This is a genomic window from Xenorhabdus kozodoii, assembly GCF_002632875.1.
Lineage (GTDB): Bacteria > Pseudomonadota > Gammaproteobacteria > Enterobacterales > Enterobacteriaceae > Xenorhabdus > Xenorhabdus kozodoii.
The window spans coordinates 85,694-101,447 of the sequence record NZ_NJCX01000005.1 but is presented as its reverse complement, the minus strand read 5'-3'; the positions used below and the strand labels follow the sequence as shown (position 1 = coordinate 101,447).

The window sequence follows — 15,754 nt, the reverse complement described above, 5'->3', positions numbered from 1 at the left end:
GGGTTTTGTTATAAAACTAACTCCTGCATATTCCCCACACTTTCAATAAACTTATCGTCGTGGGAAATCAGTACCATCGCGCCCGTATAATCATGTAGTGCTTTTTGGAGTCGTTCACGTGACTCAATATCCAGATGATTGTCTGGTTCATCCAATAACAGCAGGGCTGGCGCATATGGTCCACAAAACAGGCAAGCCAGCGCAACCTTAAGTTGTTCTCCTCCACTGAGATAACCGACAGGTTTCAAGGCTTCATCACCACGAATACGTAATTGTGCCAATCGAGTACGGTAGTGATCTTCACTCCAGCCAGGTGACTGTAATTGAAAGTTATACAGCGCTGACTGGCTCTTATTGAGGAATGAAAAATGCTGATCCATCAGACTGTGGGATGGGGTGATACGACAGATACCCTGTTTCGGAACCTGTGAACCCGTCATGACCTTTAATAAGGTGGATTTTCCGCTGCCATTTTTACCTGTGATAGCGAGGCGATCACCATTATTGAGGGTTAAACTGATGGGCGTACCGGAGCCGAAGGGCAGAATGACATCCTGAAGATAAAGTAACGGAGAAGTTGCGGCTTGTGGCGTCGCAACAGCGATTGACAGCGGATCGATAATTTCGAGTTTTTCTCTGGCTTCTGTGGCTAATGAAGATCTGCGTTGTAATCGTTCTTCATTCTGTTTTGCTGTCCGTGATAATGTGGCTTCGGAGCGTCCTAGTGCATGATCAAGAAGGATTTTAGCCTGATTAGAGTTTTCCCGCCGTTGCTTACCCTGACTTTGCCGTTTGCTGGCTTTTTCACGATCTTTTTGCTTATCACGCAAAACTTGTTTCAAATTTTTTCTGGTTTGATCCACTTCACGTTGCACACCTAGCCGTAGCTGCTCTTTACTTTCCAACCAGGTTTCCCATCCACCGATACTGCGAGATAACCCTAACCCGTTGAGTTCGTAAACAACCGATACATGCTGTAATAGCTGAGTATCATGAGTGACCAGCAAAACGCCACCACTGAAATTTTCCAGCCATTGCGCCAGCCAAAAGCGGCCTTGTCGATCAAGATGATTGCTTGGTTCATCCAGGATCATAAAACCCGCACCCTGGCGTTTCAGTGCCAACAACCTAATCCGTGTTTGTTCTCCACCGCTCAGGGAATTAAAAGGTTGATTTAACACGTTTGGATTAAGTTCCCCCTCTGCCAGTAAAGACTCAACCTGAAATTGCCAATCCCAGTTACCCTCCATAACCTCAAAATCTGCTTCGTCCCCAATCCCCGCCAGAACACGCTCATTGGCTTTCATGATCTTAGTCAATCCCAGCATATCTGCGGTATTGCCGGCGAAAGATGACAAACCTTGTGACAAATAACCGACATCACAAAAATATTTTATGCTGCCTTCTGTGGGAGGGATTTGCTGTGCCAGTATTGATGCCAGCCAGGATTTACCAATACCATTGCGCCCAATTAGCGCATGTCGTTCTGTATTTAAAAACATATCAATACCAGAAAACAGAGGTGTTATTTCATCAGAAAATTGGTAGGTGATTTGCTTTGCTTCAATTAATGATTGAGCATCAGTTAGCATAGGCTGCACTTCCTTAATTTTTAAGCAGTTGAGTAGGTTAGATTATTACACTGTTTGCTGCTTGTTTTTTCATGCTAAGTTTTTTGCAGAGATAATGAGTAATAAAAAGTGATTACATTTTGGATGAAAGACAAATTTGCGGCTTAAACTCACTTTAATGTAATCTGCAAGAGATAGTTATTTAAGTTGAATAATAAACTGTAAGAAGAACGGTTATGGAAAAAAAACATCTGCATATTGCAGCAGGTATCATTAAAAATAGTCATGATGAAATTTTTATCACCCAGCGTAGTGCCGACTCACATATGGGTGGCTTTTGGGAGTTCCCTGGGGGAAAACTTGAAGGGGGAGAAACGCCAGAACAAGCATTGATTAGAGAGTTGAAGGAAGAAGTTGGGATCACGGTAACACACTGCGAATTAATTGATACCGTTAAACATGATTTTCCTGACAGAAGTATCACTCTTGACTTTTTTCTGGTTGATGAATGGAAAGATGAGCCATTTGGTAAAGAAGGGCAACCTTCCCGTTGGGTTTTACAATCAAAATTAGTTGCTGATGAATTTCCTCCAGCAAACCGTGGTATTGTCGATCTTCTGACCCGGAATGGTTTATATTAAAGAGTTATTAATAAATTAAGGTGTTTTAATTATTAAATATACCAGTCTCCTTTCAAGATGCGTCTTATATCTCCCCGCGCCGCGGGGAGATATAAATACTCTCATGGGTTTGCAACCTGCAACTTGAAGTTGGATTGGTATATACCGCGGCACCCAATAAAATAGGTGCCGCTAGTGATAATGTTACCTGTATTGTTCAGGCTCTTCGCTCCAGTTATCATTTTCTGCGCTGTCACTTTGGCTTGGTATTATTTTTTCCTCACTGGCCCATTCGCCCAAGTCAATTAATTGGCAGCGTTTACTGCAAAATGGGCGATATGGGCTAATTTCCCCCCATATTACCGTGTTGTCACAGGTTGGACATTTGACAGTCAATACTTCAGACATATTACTTTCTCCCGCTTGGTGTGAAGGCCGTACCCTCTATTTTTTATATCGCAGCTTTTTGGGTTTAACTCACTGTTTTAATGGTATATGTATAAATACAGAGTCATGTAAATACAGAATTAGCCATGCTATTGGGAATTCATTCCCTTCATTATCGTGCTGCAATTTGAAATTTATTGGGCATATATTAGCAACAGGCCAATTCAAATGACAAATGGGCAGGTACAACACCATGCTCACTATCCATTGGTAAGAAGCGGATGGCGAAACGCGTCTTATAACCGGAGATTTGTGGATAAACCAATGCACTTGGCTCAACGTCCAATTTCAATCTCAGCAAATCGGCTTCATCTGAATTCCCTTGATAAAATCCGTTGTGGCTGGTTTTTGGGGTGAAGATGGCAGAGTGGCGTATGAGTTTCAGAATGCTTTCCAAGGCTTGGTGTAATGGACGAAGGCTGTCTAGCCAAGCCTTGACAGATTCATCCCTGACAGATTGCGGTAAATGCAGCCATAAATGCAATGTTGGCAAGTCAAAACTGCAACAGCCTCCAGGAATACTGAGTCGCTGACGTATCATGCTGATCATACGATCTTCTTTAATGTATTGACTAAGCCGAGGGGCTTGGTTCAAGGTCGTACTACGTTCTTTAAGTTGCTCTGTCAAACTATGGATCATAGCCGTATCGGCATTCGGAGAGCTGAGCCATAGTTTTAATTTCGCCTGCTGGCGATCCAGCTCTTTCAGTAGCTCAGAACGGACTTCACCTCGTTCTAGGATCTCAATTAATTCGGCAATTGTACGGAAAAACGAGAGGCTACTGGCCTGAGAATCCAGATTGCGTTGTTTTTCTAACTGTTGCAGTGAAGACTCAATCCTCAACCATGAACGCATTTTTTCATTGAGTGGATGTTCGAAAATAATAGTGGAGGTTGCATCACTCATTACGGTTTTCCTGTCTGACTGATATTGCTTGTTTTAAATACTGTTGATGCAGTTCGACCACACGAGAGGTAATATCCTGTTCGCTGCTGTGGTTAACGATGACATCATCTGCCTTTTCCAGTCTATCCTGACGGCTGGCCTGTGCAGCCAGAATATTTGTTACTTGCTCACGGCTCACTCCATCACGAGCCATGGTGCGGTTAATCTGCACTTCAACTGGGACATCAACAACTAAAACACGGTCTGCCAAATGTATTAAATTATTTTCAATTAGCAAAGGAACGACCCATATGACATAAGGGGCAGTCACCTGGTTTAATTGCCGTTGTGTTTCTGCTTGGATCAGTGGATGTAAGAGGGTATTGAGCCACTGTTTTTCTTCTGGAGCCGCAAAAATTTTTTCACGCAACATTGCACGATTAAGGCTGCCATCGGGCAATAGTGTGTTGAACCCAAAGTGCTCTGTGATTGCTTGTAATGCGGGAGTGCCAGGAGCGACAACTTCTCTGGCGATAATATCTGCATCAACAAGCGGGACACCAAGGGATGAAAATACATTAGAGATAGTCGTTTTACCGCTACCAATTCCACCTGTCAGTGCAACAATATAAGTCATTCTATCCCTTTAAATATCTCTGATAGCATAATTAAATTGTAACCCAAGGGAAGCTAATGGGCTATAAACAAACACGTACAATCCCTGCTTTTGCAGCCTTGAAAAAAGATAACGAAATATGTAAATACCTTGTTAAGTTAATATTGTGCCTAATTGAAAAATAGGCAGGTACATAGCCAACAATAATAAACCGACAATCAAGGCCATTATCAGCATTAACAAAGGTTCTAATGATTGAACCAAACTGTCAGCAAGGTTGATTGATTTTTCTTGATACCATTTGGCAAGATTGAATAAAAATAATTCTAACTCTCCTGACTCTTCACCTATTGTGACAAATTGTTGGCATAGTGAAGGGAAATAGGCTGTTTGTTTTAATGCGTCACTCATTGGAATGCCTTGCTGAATTTGCCTGTGCAGGCTTTTCACGCCGGCGATAAAAACAGGGTGCTGGGTGGCGTTTAAGGCACATTCAAGCCCAGCCATCAGTGTCAACCCCGCTTTCTGTGTCATGAACAGGATATGAAATATCTGATTAGCCTGTTGATAAATTGTGAGTTGTTTAAAAATAGGGAGCCGCAGAAAGAGCATTTTTTCTTTTGCTTTAAATATGGGGAAACGGTGGCGCAACCCTAGATAACCAGTTAACAATGTAAATAGAATTAACAGGAGTAATACGCCATGGTGGAGTAATAAATCAGAACCTGATAAAACCCACTGCGTTAACAAAGGCAAAGTGGCATTTAATGAAGAATAGACTTGTCGAAATTCGGGTAAAACAAAAACTAACATCAGAATAATAACCAACAGGCTCACAAAAGCGACAATTAACGGATAGTGGTAAGCCTTCTGAATTTTCTTTCTCAACGTATTTTGCTGTTCCAACCGATTAAGGATTAATTGACAACAATTTTCAAGTTGCCCAGTTTGTTCTCCTACTGCGATAAGTTGGCAGAGCAAGGGGGAAAATAGCTTCGGATAATGTTCGAGTGTTGTAGAGAATGATTCTCCCTGACGAATTTTCTGAATCATATCTGCCAATACACATCGCCAGAGAGCATATTTACACTCTTGCAAAAGAATAGTCAGTCCTTTGAGTAAAGGGATGCCAGAAGCCAGCAATGTGCTTAATTGGTGAATAAAATGCAGGCGGTATGCAATTTCTTTTTTGCTGTAATAGATGATTTTTTTACATTTGATGGCATAGGGTTGAAGTTCGAGGTGGCTAAGGCGCTGAAATATATTTTTTTTGCTATGGCCAATACTCTCGCCTGTTATGGCTTTTCCATTCTTATTAATTGCCTGCCACTGGTAAATATATTCTATTTTCATACGATTTCATGACCTGTAATCTGATAAATTTCGTCAAGAGTGGTTATTCCTTTTTCCACTAATGTCAGTCCTGCTGAAAAAAGCGTTGCATCCTGTTGTGAGGCAAGTAAATGTGGGAGGCTAACGTTAGAACGTTCAGACAAGGCTTGCAGGAGTTCAGGTTTTATTTCGAGAAATTCATAAATGGCGGTTCTGCCATAATAACCAGAAAAACAGTGGTCACAACCAACCGCATTCCATTTTTTTATAGAGAACGATTGTTTTATAACCCCCGTTCTTACAGAAATAGACTCCTCTGTTGAGACAGTCATATTGGGGATCACCGTGGGAATACTGTCTTGTTGTCGGCAATGGGGACAGAGCTTACGAACTAATCTCTGTGCGATAATCAATTTCACACATGAGGCTGTGGTATAACCAGAAATTCCCAGATTGAGCAGACGGGATAACGTATCAACAGTGGAATTGGTATGCAGTGTTGATAAAACCAGATGGCCAGTTTGGGCGGCTTTCATTGATATTTCGGCAGTTTCATTATCACGGATCTCACCGACCATAATGATATCGGGATCTTGTCGCAATAATGCCCTAAGGACTTTGGCGAAATCTAGCCCAATTTTATTATTAACCGGTGTTTGGTTGATGCCATTTAAAGGAATTTCAACAGGATCTTCGACACTACAGATATTCTTTTTAGCCCGGTTTAAATATTGCAAGCAGCTATACAGTGTGACGGTTTTTCCGCTGCCAGTTGGACCAGTGACTAAAATCATCCCTTGTGGTAAATGGAGTTTCTGTTTTAACAGTTGTAATTGTGGTTCAGGCAGGCCCAATTGTTCCAGGGATAATTGGTGTATGGTATTTAAAATACGCAGGACGATTTTTTCTCCATGCAGTGTAGGTAGTGTTGATATACGGATAGCATAACGGTTTTTGTTATCACTCCAGTCGAATTGTCCATCTTGTGGTTGACGTTTTTCTGCAATGTTGAGCTTTGACATGATTTTTAAGCGGGCAGGAATACTCGCATTTATTTGAGGAGGTGGTGCCTGCATAGTATGCAATACACCATCAACCCGAATACGTATTTGATAGCCATGTTGAGACGGTTCAAAGTGAATATCTGAAGCCCTTTTTTGTATTGAAGTTAATATCGTCTGGTTAATTAATTGAATAACCGGTGTGTCTATTTCCTCATCATGGAGATCATTTTTTTGTCTTGCATCATGATAACGCGCATAGTTGCTATCATATTGATCTATATGGTACGGTTTCTCTTCATCATTTTCTGAGCAATAATTTGTTGCTGACATCAATGAATTTTCTTGCGTCAGCATCGATTCTATTTTTGCTTGTGGCCAAATATCGATATTAACGATCAAACCTGAAATAAATCTTAGTGCCGCGATGAAGTCTTCATTAGGTGCTCTACTACAGGCAATTGTGATTGTATGTAAATCTTTTTTTATAATAATAGCCTGGTGTCGTTGGCATAGCTCTTTTATTTCTTTTTCCAACAAAAGATGATCTTTATTTATCATTATTTTTATTCCTTGAGTATTGGTGTGAATTCATTGTTGTTTCTACAAATTAACGTTTATTTGGAATGAAAAGAGATGTTTAAAATTTCAGGGTCTCCTGACATTTTAGTTTTAACGATTCATCGTTAGATTCACAAATTGCTTTCCATTGAGTAAGACCTGTTTTGGTATCTTGAATAGGTTTTAACGTGGTGTGAAGCCCGTTGAGGTTTTGCTGGCCGACTATAGTTATCTCTCCATCTTTTACGGATATGGTACTGATATAGCGGCTATTATGGCCTGATGGAATAGAGGGATGACCAGAGTGGCAATTTTTGTAATTTTCAGCTTCAAAGCGGCATAATTCCACGCCAGATTTATAAGGCACAATAGCTTGTAGCACATCGGTTAACGCGGCTTTTTGGATATATCCCTGGTAACTGGGAATGGCAATTGCACCGAGAATAGACACGATAGCCATAACAACCATGACTTCAATTAATGTAAATCCTTGTTGCTTCATTTTTTCTCCTTGTATCTGTATTTGAATTGCTTGGCATGTTCAATGGCGGGTATCCTCTTCACCCTTTAAATTGCCATTTATTGGGTATGAATGTTGGTGCCAATAAGCATTGAAGAAAAAGGGAAAAAATAAAACAGGGTCAATAAAATTTATGAAGTTGGCTCGGAAAAATAATTTTGTGTTACATTTTTTTGCAAAAAATTTTCGAGCCTGTCCGTAAATAAAAAAACACCCGATTTATTGGCCGACTGAAAGTGCTAACATGCTCACTTGTTACACTTTAGGCGACCGTATTATGCTTAGAGAAGGTGATATTAAATATTAAGGGGGGAGTAAAAGAATGCAGCTACATGAAGGATGGATTGATAGTGCGAGAAAAGTTATTTCCCCACATTGTGATCTGCGTCCAGAAGGGGAAACACCATCATTACTGGTTATCCATAATATCAGCTTACCTCCTGGCAAGTTTGGCGGCCCTTATATTGACCAATTATTTATGGGAACACTCGATCCTAAAGGTGATCCTTTTTTTGATGAGATCAAGCATTTGCATGTTTCAGCTCACTGTTTAATCCGGCGTGATGGTGAGATTGTGCAATATGTTCCTTTCAATAAAAGAGCTTGGCATGCTGGTGTTTCCTGCTACTGTGACCGTGATAGATGTAATGATTTTTCGATAGGTATTGAGCTGGAAGGCACAGATTATGAGGAATTTACTGGCATTCAATACACTAAGTTAGCGGAAGTGACTGAGCTGCTTATTAACCAATATCCTGATATTCGGGACAATATTGCAGGACACAGTGATATCGCTCCGGGTAGGAAAACCGATCCTGGGCCTTATTTTTATTGGGAACATTACCATCAATTATTGAAGGAGCGAGTTGGATGACTCTCTTTATTCTATTGTTAATACTGGCATGGGAACGTGTTTTTAAGATGGGAGATCACTGGCAACTGGAATGCTATTTAGCCCCGTTTTTTGCCAGATTCAGATCACATGCACTATGGGGTAGTCTGGGCATGGCCTTTCTGGTCGCCTTATTGACATGGAAGCTGATTGATATTTTTGGCTCTGTTGCTTTCGGTATTCCCGCGATTGTGCTCGGTATCATCATCAGTCTGTTATGTATTGGCGCGGGTGGGTTGCGTCATGATTACCGTGGATATCTTCAAGCCGTACGTCAAGATGATCCAGAACAGCAGAATATGTATCTTGCTCGTCTGACAATGATCCAGGGAACATTGCCTGACACCACAAAAGATGAGCGATTGCGTGAGATACAGAATTCATTGATTTGGATAAACTTTCGCTATTATCTTGCCCCTATTTTCTGGTTGGCTATATTGGGTAAATTTGGTCCAGCCATTTTGATGGGATATGGTTGCCTCAGGGCTTATCAAGGCTGGTTGGCACAGCACGCAACGGCAGTGCAGAGGGCACAATCGGGAGTTGATGGCATACTGCATTGGCTGGATTGGCTCCCTGCGCGTTTGGCGGGTATTGCCTATGCTTTGTTGGGACATGGTGAGAAAGCCCTACCCGCTTGGATTGCATCACTCACTGATTTTCGGTCATCACAATACAAAGTAATCAGTCAATTGGCACAATTTGCATTAAGTAAAGATCCTCATCTTAACCCAATAAAAACGCCTGTTGCTGCTGTAACGTTAGCGAAAAAAGCGACCTTTACCATTGTGATTATTGTCGCATTGTTGACGATTTATGGGACATTAGTTTAACAGAAGAGATAGAGGGCTATATACCAGTCGCCTTTCAAGATGCGTTTTATATCTCCCCGCGCAGCGGAGAGATATAAGCACTTCCATTGGTTTGCAAACTGCAACTTGAAGTTGGATTGGTATATGCCCTTTATCTTTCTGGTTTGCTTTTTAAAATTATGTTGTTCTCAATATCCTGAATAATAGAGATGGGCATAAGGGCGCTGATATTAAGGAAATTGATACATTATTCTGGCAACAAGGAAAATGCTGAGGCATTTTTATGGATAGTGACTTGAGCTTACCAGTGGCATTGGGGGGCGCTATTTAAGTTTGGTTATTTTGGTTGACTTATAAGTTGCCTATATCAACTATTTTATTGAATTTTAATGCGTATTTTTTGCATATTTTTGGGTTTTTTATCTTGCTGTAACGTTTCGTTTTGCTTATGTATACGTTTAAAAAACGTTAAATCTCTCTTGTTTTTCCGCCCTTACAATCCTTTTTGGTTATAATTTTCTGATAAAATTTAAAATAATTTGTTAAAATTTGCAGATTTTTATGATTTAGCCCAAGGTCTTTATAGACAGCTAGTGAATACTTTGTTACTTTAAGACCCTGTATTCTAAATTGGTATTACCAATTGACTTTGACCCGTAAACTGGGCTTAATGCCTAAAGTTTAGTCACTAGGGCTGGGCTGAGTAGGGCATAGTCCGAAGCAACATTTACTTATTGAATGGCTTACAGCAGATATGGCCTATAGCAAGATTCGTCAACCAAAGTTATCAGATGTGATTGAGCAGCGTCTTGAACAGCTCATTCTCGAAGGTTCGCTACGCCCAGGAGAAAAACTGCTGCCTGAACGTGAGCTGGCGAAGCAGTTTGAAGTATCACGTCCTTCATTGCGTGAAGCCATTCAAAAACTGGAAGCCAAAGGCTTTCTTTTCCGTCGTCAAGGGGGAGGAACTTTCGTACAGAACAATCTGTGGCAAAGTTTCAGCGACCCACTTGCCCAACTTATTGCAGAAAATCAAGAATCCCAGTTCGATCTCCTTGAAGCACGTCATGCGTTAGAGGGGATTGCTGCTTATTATGCTGCCCTTAGGGGAACTGATGAGGATTTCAAACGCATTGAACAAACCCATCTTGCCATTCAAGAAGCCCAACAAGGTGGTGATGTCAATGCGGAATCTGATGCTGTCCTGCAATACCAGCTTGTTGTCACGGAAGCTGCCCATAATGTGGTATTGCTGCATTTATTGCGCTGTATGATCCCAATGTTAGAACAAAATATCAGGCGCAATTTTGAGGTCATCTATACCCGTAAAGAAATGTTGGCAGCCGTTAGTGACCATCGGGCTGAGATTTTTCGCTCGATCATGGCGAGAGAACCGGAAAAAGCCCGTGAGGCTTCCCATCGCCATTTGGCCTTTATTGAAGAAGTTTTATTGGATCTGACTCGTGAACGTACTCGTCGTGAGCGTTCACTGAGGCGGCTCCAGCAACATCAGGAATAAGAGCCCATCCCTTGGGACGTCATAGACAAATCAAATTCCCGTAAGGGGTGGGTTCTAAACTTGGCTGTACAGATCCTGACTGCTGCGTTTGTACAGTTCGTCAACTCTTTACCAAGAGTTTTAGCAGCAATATATAGCAGGGCCTATCTTCCGGTCATAACAGGCAGTTTCGTCAAAAGGTATGACCAGAAGATAGGCTCCAATAACCATTAGAAAATAGATAACAGATAAGGAATACACCATGTCAGATATTTTGAAAAATGACGTGGATCCGATCGAAACTCGCGATTGGTTACAGGCGATCGAATCGGTCATCCGTGAAGAAGGTGTTGAGCGTGCTCAGTTCCTGATTGATCAGGTTTTGAATGAAGCTCGTAAAGGTGGTGTAAACGTTGCTGCAGGTACTGCAAGCCGCGATTATATTAACACTATTCCTGCTGAGGATGAGCCTGCTTACCCTGGCAACCTGAATTTAGAGCGCCGTATCCGCTCTGCTATTCGCTGGAATGCGGTGATGACCGTTCTGCGTGCTTCTAAGAAAGATCTGGAACTGGGTGGTCACATGGCTTCATTCCAGTCTTCCGCTACTTTTTATGAAGTTTGTTTTAACCACTTCTTCCGCGCTCGTAATGAAAATGATGGCGGTGACTTGGTTTACTTCCAGGGCCACATTTCTCCAGGCGTTTACGCGCGTGCGTTCCTTGAAGGCCGTCTGACAGAAGAGCAGATGAATAATTTCCGCCAGGAAATCGGTGGTAATGGTCTGTCTTCTTACCCGCATCCAAAATTGATGCCTGATTTCTGGCAGTTCCCAACGGTTTCAATGGGTCTGGGTCCAATCTCCGCTATTTATCAGGCTAAGTTCCTGAAGTACCTTGAAAATCGCGGCCTGAAAGATACCTCTAAACAAACCGTTTATGCTTTCTTGGGCGACGGTGAAATGGATGAACCAGAATCTAAAGGTGCGATCACTATCGCAACTCGTGAAAAACTGGACAACCTGGTATTCGTTATCAACTGTAACTTGCAGCGCCTGGATGGTCCAGTCACCGGTAACGGCAAAATTGTTAACGAACTGGAAGGTATCTTCGAAGGTGCTGGCTGGCAGGTATTGAAAGTTCTGTGGGGTGAGCGTTGGGACGAACTGCTGCGTAAAGACACCAGCGGTAAACTGGTTCAGTTGATGAACGAAACGCTGGATGGCGACTATCAGACATTCAAGTCTAAAGATGGCGCTTATGTTCGTGAACACTTCTTCGGTCGTTACCCGGAAACGGCTGCATTGGTCAAGGATATGACTGATGACGAAATTTGGGCGTTGAACCGGGGTGGTCACGATCCGAAGAAAGTTTACGCTGCACTGAACAAAGCGCAGAATACCACGGGCAAACCAACTGTAATCTTGGCTCAGACCATCAAAGGTTACGGTATGGGTGATACCGCTGAAGGTAAGAACATTGCTCACCAGGTGAAGAAAATGAACATGGAAGGCGTTCGCCAATTCCGTGATCGTTTCAATGTGCCTGTCTCTGATGAGCAGATCGAAAGTTTGCCATACGTGACTTTCGACAAAGATTCTGATGAATCTAAATATCTGCATGAGCGTCGTAATGCACTGGGTGGTTATGTACCAAGCCGTCGCATTAACTTCGACGAAAAACTGGAAATCCCCGCTCTGGAAGAGTTCAGCTCTCTGCTGGAAGAACAATCCAAAGAAATTTCTACCACTATCGCTTTCGTTCGTGCGTTGAATGTCATGCTGAAGAACAAGTCGATCAAAGATCGCCTGGTTCCCATTATTGCGGACGAAGCCCGTACCTTCGGTATGGAAGGTCTGTTCCGTCAAATCGGCATCTACAGCCCTAATGGTCAGCAGTATACTCCGCAAGACCGTGAGCAGGTTGCATACTATAAGGAAGACGCAAAAGGTCAGATCCTGCAAGAAGGTATCAATGAGCTGGGTGCAGCTTCATCTTGGTTGGCTGCGGCAACTTCTTATAGCACCAACAACCTGCCAATGATCCCGTTCTACATCTACTACTCCATGTTCGGATTCCAGCGTATCGGTGATCTGTGCTGGGCGGCAGGTGACCAGCAGGCACGCGGCTTCCTGGTTGGTGGTACTTCTGGTCGTACGACTCTGAACGGTGAAGGTTTGCAGCATGAAGATGGTCATAGCCATATTCAGTCTCTGACTATTCCTAACTGTATCTCTTATGATCCAGCATTCGCTTATGAAGTTGCTGTTATCATGCAAGATGGTTTGGAGCGTATGTATGGTGAAAAGCAAGAGAATATCTATTATTACATCACCACACTGAACGAAAACTATCACATGCCAGCTATGCCTGAAGGTGTTGAAGAAGGTATCCGTAAAGGTATCTACAAGCTGGAAAGCCTGGAAGGCGCGAAAGGTAAAGTTCAGTTGCTCGGCTCTGGCTCTATTCTGCGCCATGTGCGTGAAGCAGCACAGATCTTGTCTGCTGAATATGGCATTGGTTCCGATGTGTACAGCGTAACTTCCTTCACTGAACTGGCTCGTGATGGTCAGGATTGTGAGCGTTGGAACATGCTGCACCCATCAGAAGAACCTCGCGTTCCTTATATTGCTCAGATCATGAACGAAACGCCAGCCGTTGCTTCTACTGACTACATGAAACTGTTTGCAGAGCAAGTCCGTAGCTTCGTTCCTGCAAGCGACTATCGTGTATTGGGCACTGACGGTTTCGGTCGTTCTGACAGCCGTGAAAACCTGCGTCATCACTTCGAAGTTGATGCTTCTTATGTGGTGGTTGCGGCTCTGGGTGAATTGGCTAAACGTGGCGAAGTTGATGTAAAAGTCGTTGAAGAAGCTATCAACAAATACAACATCAACCCAGAAAAAGTTAACCCACGTCTGGCATAAGAGGTAAAGATTAATGTCTATCGAAATTAACGTACCTGATATTGGTGCAGATGAAGTTGAAGTTACCGAGATTCTGGTGAAAGTCGGTGACGCAGTAGAAGCAGAACAGTCACTGATCACGGTTGAAGGTGACAAGGCTTCTATGGAAGTCCCTTCCCCACAAGCGGGCGTAGTGAAAGAAATTAAAGTGACGGTTGGTGACAAAGTTGCAACCGGCAAACTGATTATGATTTTCGAATCCGCAAACGGTGCCACAGAAGCGGCACCTGCACCGCAAACTGCGGCTGCTCCAGCGGCGGCACCAGCAGCGGTAGAAAGCAAAGAAGTGAATGTGCCCGATATCGGTGGTGATGAAGTTGAAGTGACCGAAATCATGGTAAAAGTCGGTGATACGGTGACTGAAGAACAGTCACTGATCACGGTGGAAGGCGACAAGGCTTCAATGGAAGTTCCAGCCCCATTCGCGGGTACGGTGAAAGAGATCAAAATCGCGACTGGCGATAAAGTGAAAACCGGCTCTCTGATCATGGTATTTGAAGTTGCAGGTTCTGGTACTGCTCCAGCGGCAGCATCGGCAGCGGCTCCAGCAGCAGCGCCTGCGGCATCTGCGGTAAAAGAAGTCAACGTACCCGATATCGGTGGTGATGAAGTTGAAGTGACCGAAATCATGGTAAAAGTGGGTGATACCATCGCTGAAGAGCAGTCACTGATCACGGTGGAAGGCGACAAGGCTTCGATGGAAGTTCCTGCCCCATTTGCGGGTACGGTGAAAGAGATCAAAATCGCGACTGGCGATAAAGTGAAAACCGGTTCTCTGATCATGGTATTCGAAGTTGCAGGCGCCGCCCCTGTAGCGGCGGCTCCGGCTCCTGCGGCTGAACCTGCGAAAGCCGCAGCGGCTCCGGCAGCAAGCCAGCCAGCAGAAGGCAAAACTGAATTTGCCGAAAATGACGCTTACGTTCATGCCACTCCGGTGATCCGTCGTCTGGCTCGCGAATTTGGCGTGAACCTGGCTAAAGTAAAAGGCACTGGCCGTAAAGGTCGCATCCTGCGTGAAGACGTTCAGGCTTACGTGAAAGAGGCGATTAAACGTGCGGAAGCGGCTCCTGCGGCTGCGGGCGGTGGTCTGCCAGGTATGTTGCCTTGGCCGAAAATTGATTTCAGCAAGTTTGGTGAAATAGAAGAAGTTGAACTGAGCCGTATTCAGAAAATTTCTGGTGCTAACCTCAGCCGTAACTGGGTCATGATCCCTCACGTTAATTTGTTTGATGAAGCGGATATCACGGAAGTTGAAGAATTCCGTAAACAGCAGAACAAAGAAGCTGAGAAGAAACAGCTTGGCATGAAGATCACTCCGCTGGTATTCGTCATGAAAGCCGCAGCGAAAGCATTGGAAGCCATGCCTCGTTTTAACAGCTCCATTTCTGAAGATGGCCAGAAGCTGATCCTGAAAAAATATATCAACATCGGTATCGCGGTTGATACACCGAACGGCCTGGTTGTTCCTGTATTCAAGGATGTCAACAAGAAAGGCATTCTGGAACTGTCCAGAGAATTGGCTGAAGTTTCCAAGAAAGCACGTGCTGGTAAGTTGACGGCTGCCGACATGCAGGGGGGTTGCTTCACCATCTCCAGCCTGGGTGGTATCGGTACTACCGGCTTTGCACCAATTGTGAATGCACCAGAAGTGGCAATCATGGGTCTGTCTCGCTCTTCCATGAAACCAGTCTGGAATGGCAAAGAGTTCGTTCCACGTCTGATTCTGCCTATGTCTCTGTCTTTCGATCACCGTGTGATCGACGGAGCAGATGGTGCACGCTTCATCACTTATATTAATCAATTGATGAGCGACATCCGCCGTTTGGTGATGTAATGCAAAGGCCGGTACATATACCGGCCTAATGATTACTTCCGTGACAGAAATTTTCGCCTTCCATCTGGTAGGTTGGGAGTTCTGTCACGTTAACGCGCTTTTCAGGTTATTTACAATTCTGTAAACTGCTCGCGGTGTGTACGTCCCGGTTGAATATGTTTTTTTTCGTCTGACTCGCCGGACAAACAATTAAGAGGTC

13 protein-coding genes are annotated in these 15,754 nt (G+C 43.5%); 6 read left to right on the top strand and 7 right to left on the bottom strand.

What is annotated here, in order from left to right; genetic code table 11:
• Positions 1–8: 8 nt before the first annotated feature.
• Positions 9–1,592, bottom strand: a complete 1,584-nt coding sequence (locus tag Xkoz_RS04645) for an ATP-binding cassette domain-containing protein (RefSeq protein ID WP_099141001.1) — start codon at positions 1,590–1,592, stop codon at positions 9–11.
• Between the two features lie 215 nt (positions 1,593–1,807).
• Between Xkoz_RS04645 and mutT the strand changes: the two genes are divergently transcribed.
• Positions 1,808–2,212 (top strand): 8-oxo-dGTP diphosphatase MutT, encoded by a 405-nt coding sequence (gene mutT, locus Xkoz_RS04640; protein WP_099140999.1) that lies wholly within the window; start codon positions 1,808–1,810, stop codon positions 2,210–2,212.
• Positions 2,213–2,395: 183 nt separating this feature from the next.
• Here the strand turns inward: mutT and yacG are convergent, their stop codons facing one another.
• The 6 genes from yacG to ppdD all read right to left on the bottom strand — a co-directional run bounded on the left by yacG (position 2,396) and on the right by ppdD (position 7,536).
• Positions 2,396–2,599 carry a DNA gyrase inhibitor YacG gene (gene yacG, locus Xkoz_RS04635; protein WP_099140997.1) on the bottom strand — a complete coding sequence of 68 codons (204 nt, stop codon included), beginning with the start codon at positions 2,597–2,599 and terminating at the stop codon, positions 2,396–2,398.
• Positions 2,600–2,786: 187 nt separating this feature from the next.
• On the bottom strand, positions 2,787–3,545 hold the full coding sequence (gene zapD / locus Xkoz_RS04630; protein ID WP_099140995.1) for a cell division protein ZapD: 759 nt from the start codon (positions 3,543–3,545) through the stop codon (positions 2,787–2,789).
• The gene (gene coaE, locus Xkoz_RS04625; RefSeq protein WP_099140993.1) at positions 3,538–4,161 is read right to left on the bottom strand and encodes a dephospho-CoA kinase; all 624 of its coding nucleotides are present in this window, start codon (positions 4,159–4,161) and stop codon (positions 3,538–3,540) included. The genes zapD and coaE overlap by 8 nt, the downstream gene beginning before the upstream one ends.
• Before the next feature lie 132 nt (positions 4,162–4,293).
• On the bottom strand, positions 4,294–5,493 hold the full coding sequence (hofC, locus tag Xkoz_RS04620; protein WP_099140991.1) for a protein transport protein HofC: 1,200 nt from the start codon (positions 5,491–5,493) through the stop codon (positions 4,294–4,296).
• A complete protein-coding gene (gene gspE, locus Xkoz_RS04615) occupies positions 5,490–7,034 on the bottom strand; it encodes a type II secretion system protein GspE (RefSeq protein ID WP_099140990.1) in 1,545 nt (514 codons plus the stop codon). The genes hofC and gspE overlap by 4 nt, the downstream gene beginning before the upstream one ends.
• A 79-nt stretch (positions 7,035–7,113) precedes the next feature.
• Positions 7,114–7,536 (bottom strand): prepilin peptidase-dependent pilin, encoded by a 423-nt coding sequence (ppdD, locus tag Xkoz_RS04610; protein ID WP_099140988.1) that lies wholly within the window; start codon positions 7,534–7,536, stop codon positions 7,114–7,116.
• A gap of 340 nt (positions 7,537–7,876) precedes the next feature.
• Between ppdD and ampD the strand changes: the two genes are divergently transcribed.
• From ampD to aceF, 5 genes are all read left to right on the top strand, one after another.
• Complete coding sequence (gene ampD, locus Xkoz_RS04605) at positions 7,877–8,428, top strand: 1,6-anhydro-N-acetylmuramyl-L-alanine amidase AmpD (RefSeq protein ID WP_099140986.1); 552 nt, start codon at positions 7,877–7,879, stop codon at positions 8,426–8,428.
• The gene (ampE, locus tag Xkoz_RS04600; protein WP_099140984.1) at positions 8,425–9,279 is read left to right on the top strand and encodes a beta-lactamase regulator AmpE; all 855 of its coding nucleotides are present in this window, start codon (positions 8,425–8,427) and stop codon (positions 9,277–9,279) included. Before ampD ends, ampE begins: the two co-directional genes overlap by 4 nt.
• Before the next feature lie 733 nt (positions 9,280–10,012).
• The gene (gene pdhR / locus Xkoz_RS04595; RefSeq protein WP_099140982.1) at positions 10,013–10,777 is read left to right on the top strand and encodes a pyruvate dehydrogenase complex transcriptional repressor PdhR; all 765 of its coding nucleotides are present in this window, start codon (positions 10,013–10,015) and stop codon (positions 10,775–10,777) included.
• A gap of 241 nt (positions 10,778–11,018) precedes the next feature.
• On the top strand, positions 11,019–13,682 hold the full coding sequence (aceE, locus tag Xkoz_RS04590; RefSeq protein WP_099140980.1) for a pyruvate dehydrogenase (acetyl-transferring), homodimeric type: 2,664 nt from the start codon (positions 11,019–11,021) through the stop codon (positions 13,680–13,682).
• A 13-nt stretch (positions 13,683–13,695) separates the two neighbouring features.
• Complete coding sequence (gene aceF / locus Xkoz_RS04585) at positions 13,696–15,555, top strand: pyruvate dehydrogenase complex dihydrolipoyllysine-residue acetyltransferase (RefSeq protein WP_099140978.1); 1,860 nt, start codon at positions 13,696–13,698, stop codon at positions 15,553–15,555.
• The last annotated feature ends 199 nt before the right edge of the window (positions 15,556–15,754 follow it).

Excerpts from the sequence above, each read along its gene's own strand:
- Xkoz_RS04645 (WP_099141001.1), bottom strand. The coding sequence starts at position 1,592 with ATGCTAACTGATGCTCAATCATTAATTGAAGCAAAGCAAATCACCTAC.
- mutT (WP_099140999.1), top strand. The coding sequence starts at position 1,808 with ATGGAAAAAAAACATCTGCATATTGCAGCAGGTATCATTAAAAATAGT.
- yacG (WP_099140997.1), bottom strand. The coding sequence starts at position 2,599 with ATGTCTGAAGTATTGACTGTCAAATGTCCAACCTGTGACAACACGGTA.
- zapD (WP_099140995.1), bottom strand. The coding sequence starts at position 3,545 with ATGAGTGATGCAACCTCCACTATTATTTTCGAACATCCACTCAATGAA.
- coaE (WP_099140993.1), bottom strand. The coding sequence starts at position 4,161 with ATGACTTATATTGTTGCACTGACAGGTGGAATTGGTAGCGGTAAAACG.
- hofC (WP_099140991.1), bottom strand. The coding sequence starts at position 5,493 with ATGAAAATAGAATATATTTACCAGTGGCAGGCAATTAATAAGAATGGA.
- gspE (WP_099140990.1), bottom strand. The coding sequence starts at position 7,034 with ATGATAAATAAAGATCATCTTTTGTTGGAAAAAGAAATAAAAGAGCTA.
- ppdD (WP_099140988.1), bottom strand. The coding sequence starts at position 7,536 with ATGAAGCAACAAGGATTTACATTAATTGAAGTCATGGTTGTTATGGCT.
- ampD (WP_099140986.1), top strand. The coding sequence starts at position 7,877 with ATGCAGCTACATGAAGGATGGATTGATAGTGCGAGAAAAGTTATTTCC.
- ampE (WP_099140984.1), top strand. The coding sequence starts at position 8,425 with ATGACTCTCTTTATTCTATTGTTAATACTGGCATGGGAACGTGTTTTT.
- pdhR (WP_099140982.1), top strand. The coding sequence starts at position 10,013 with ATGGCCTATAGCAAGATTCGTCAACCAAAGTTATCAGATGTGATTGAG.
- aceE (WP_099140980.1), top strand. The coding sequence starts at position 11,019 with ATGTCAGATATTTTGAAAAATGACGTGGATCCGATCGAAACTCGCGAT.
- aceF (WP_099140978.1), top strand. The coding sequence starts at position 13,696 with ATGTCTATCGAAATTAACGTACCTGATATTGGTGCAGATGAAGTTGAA.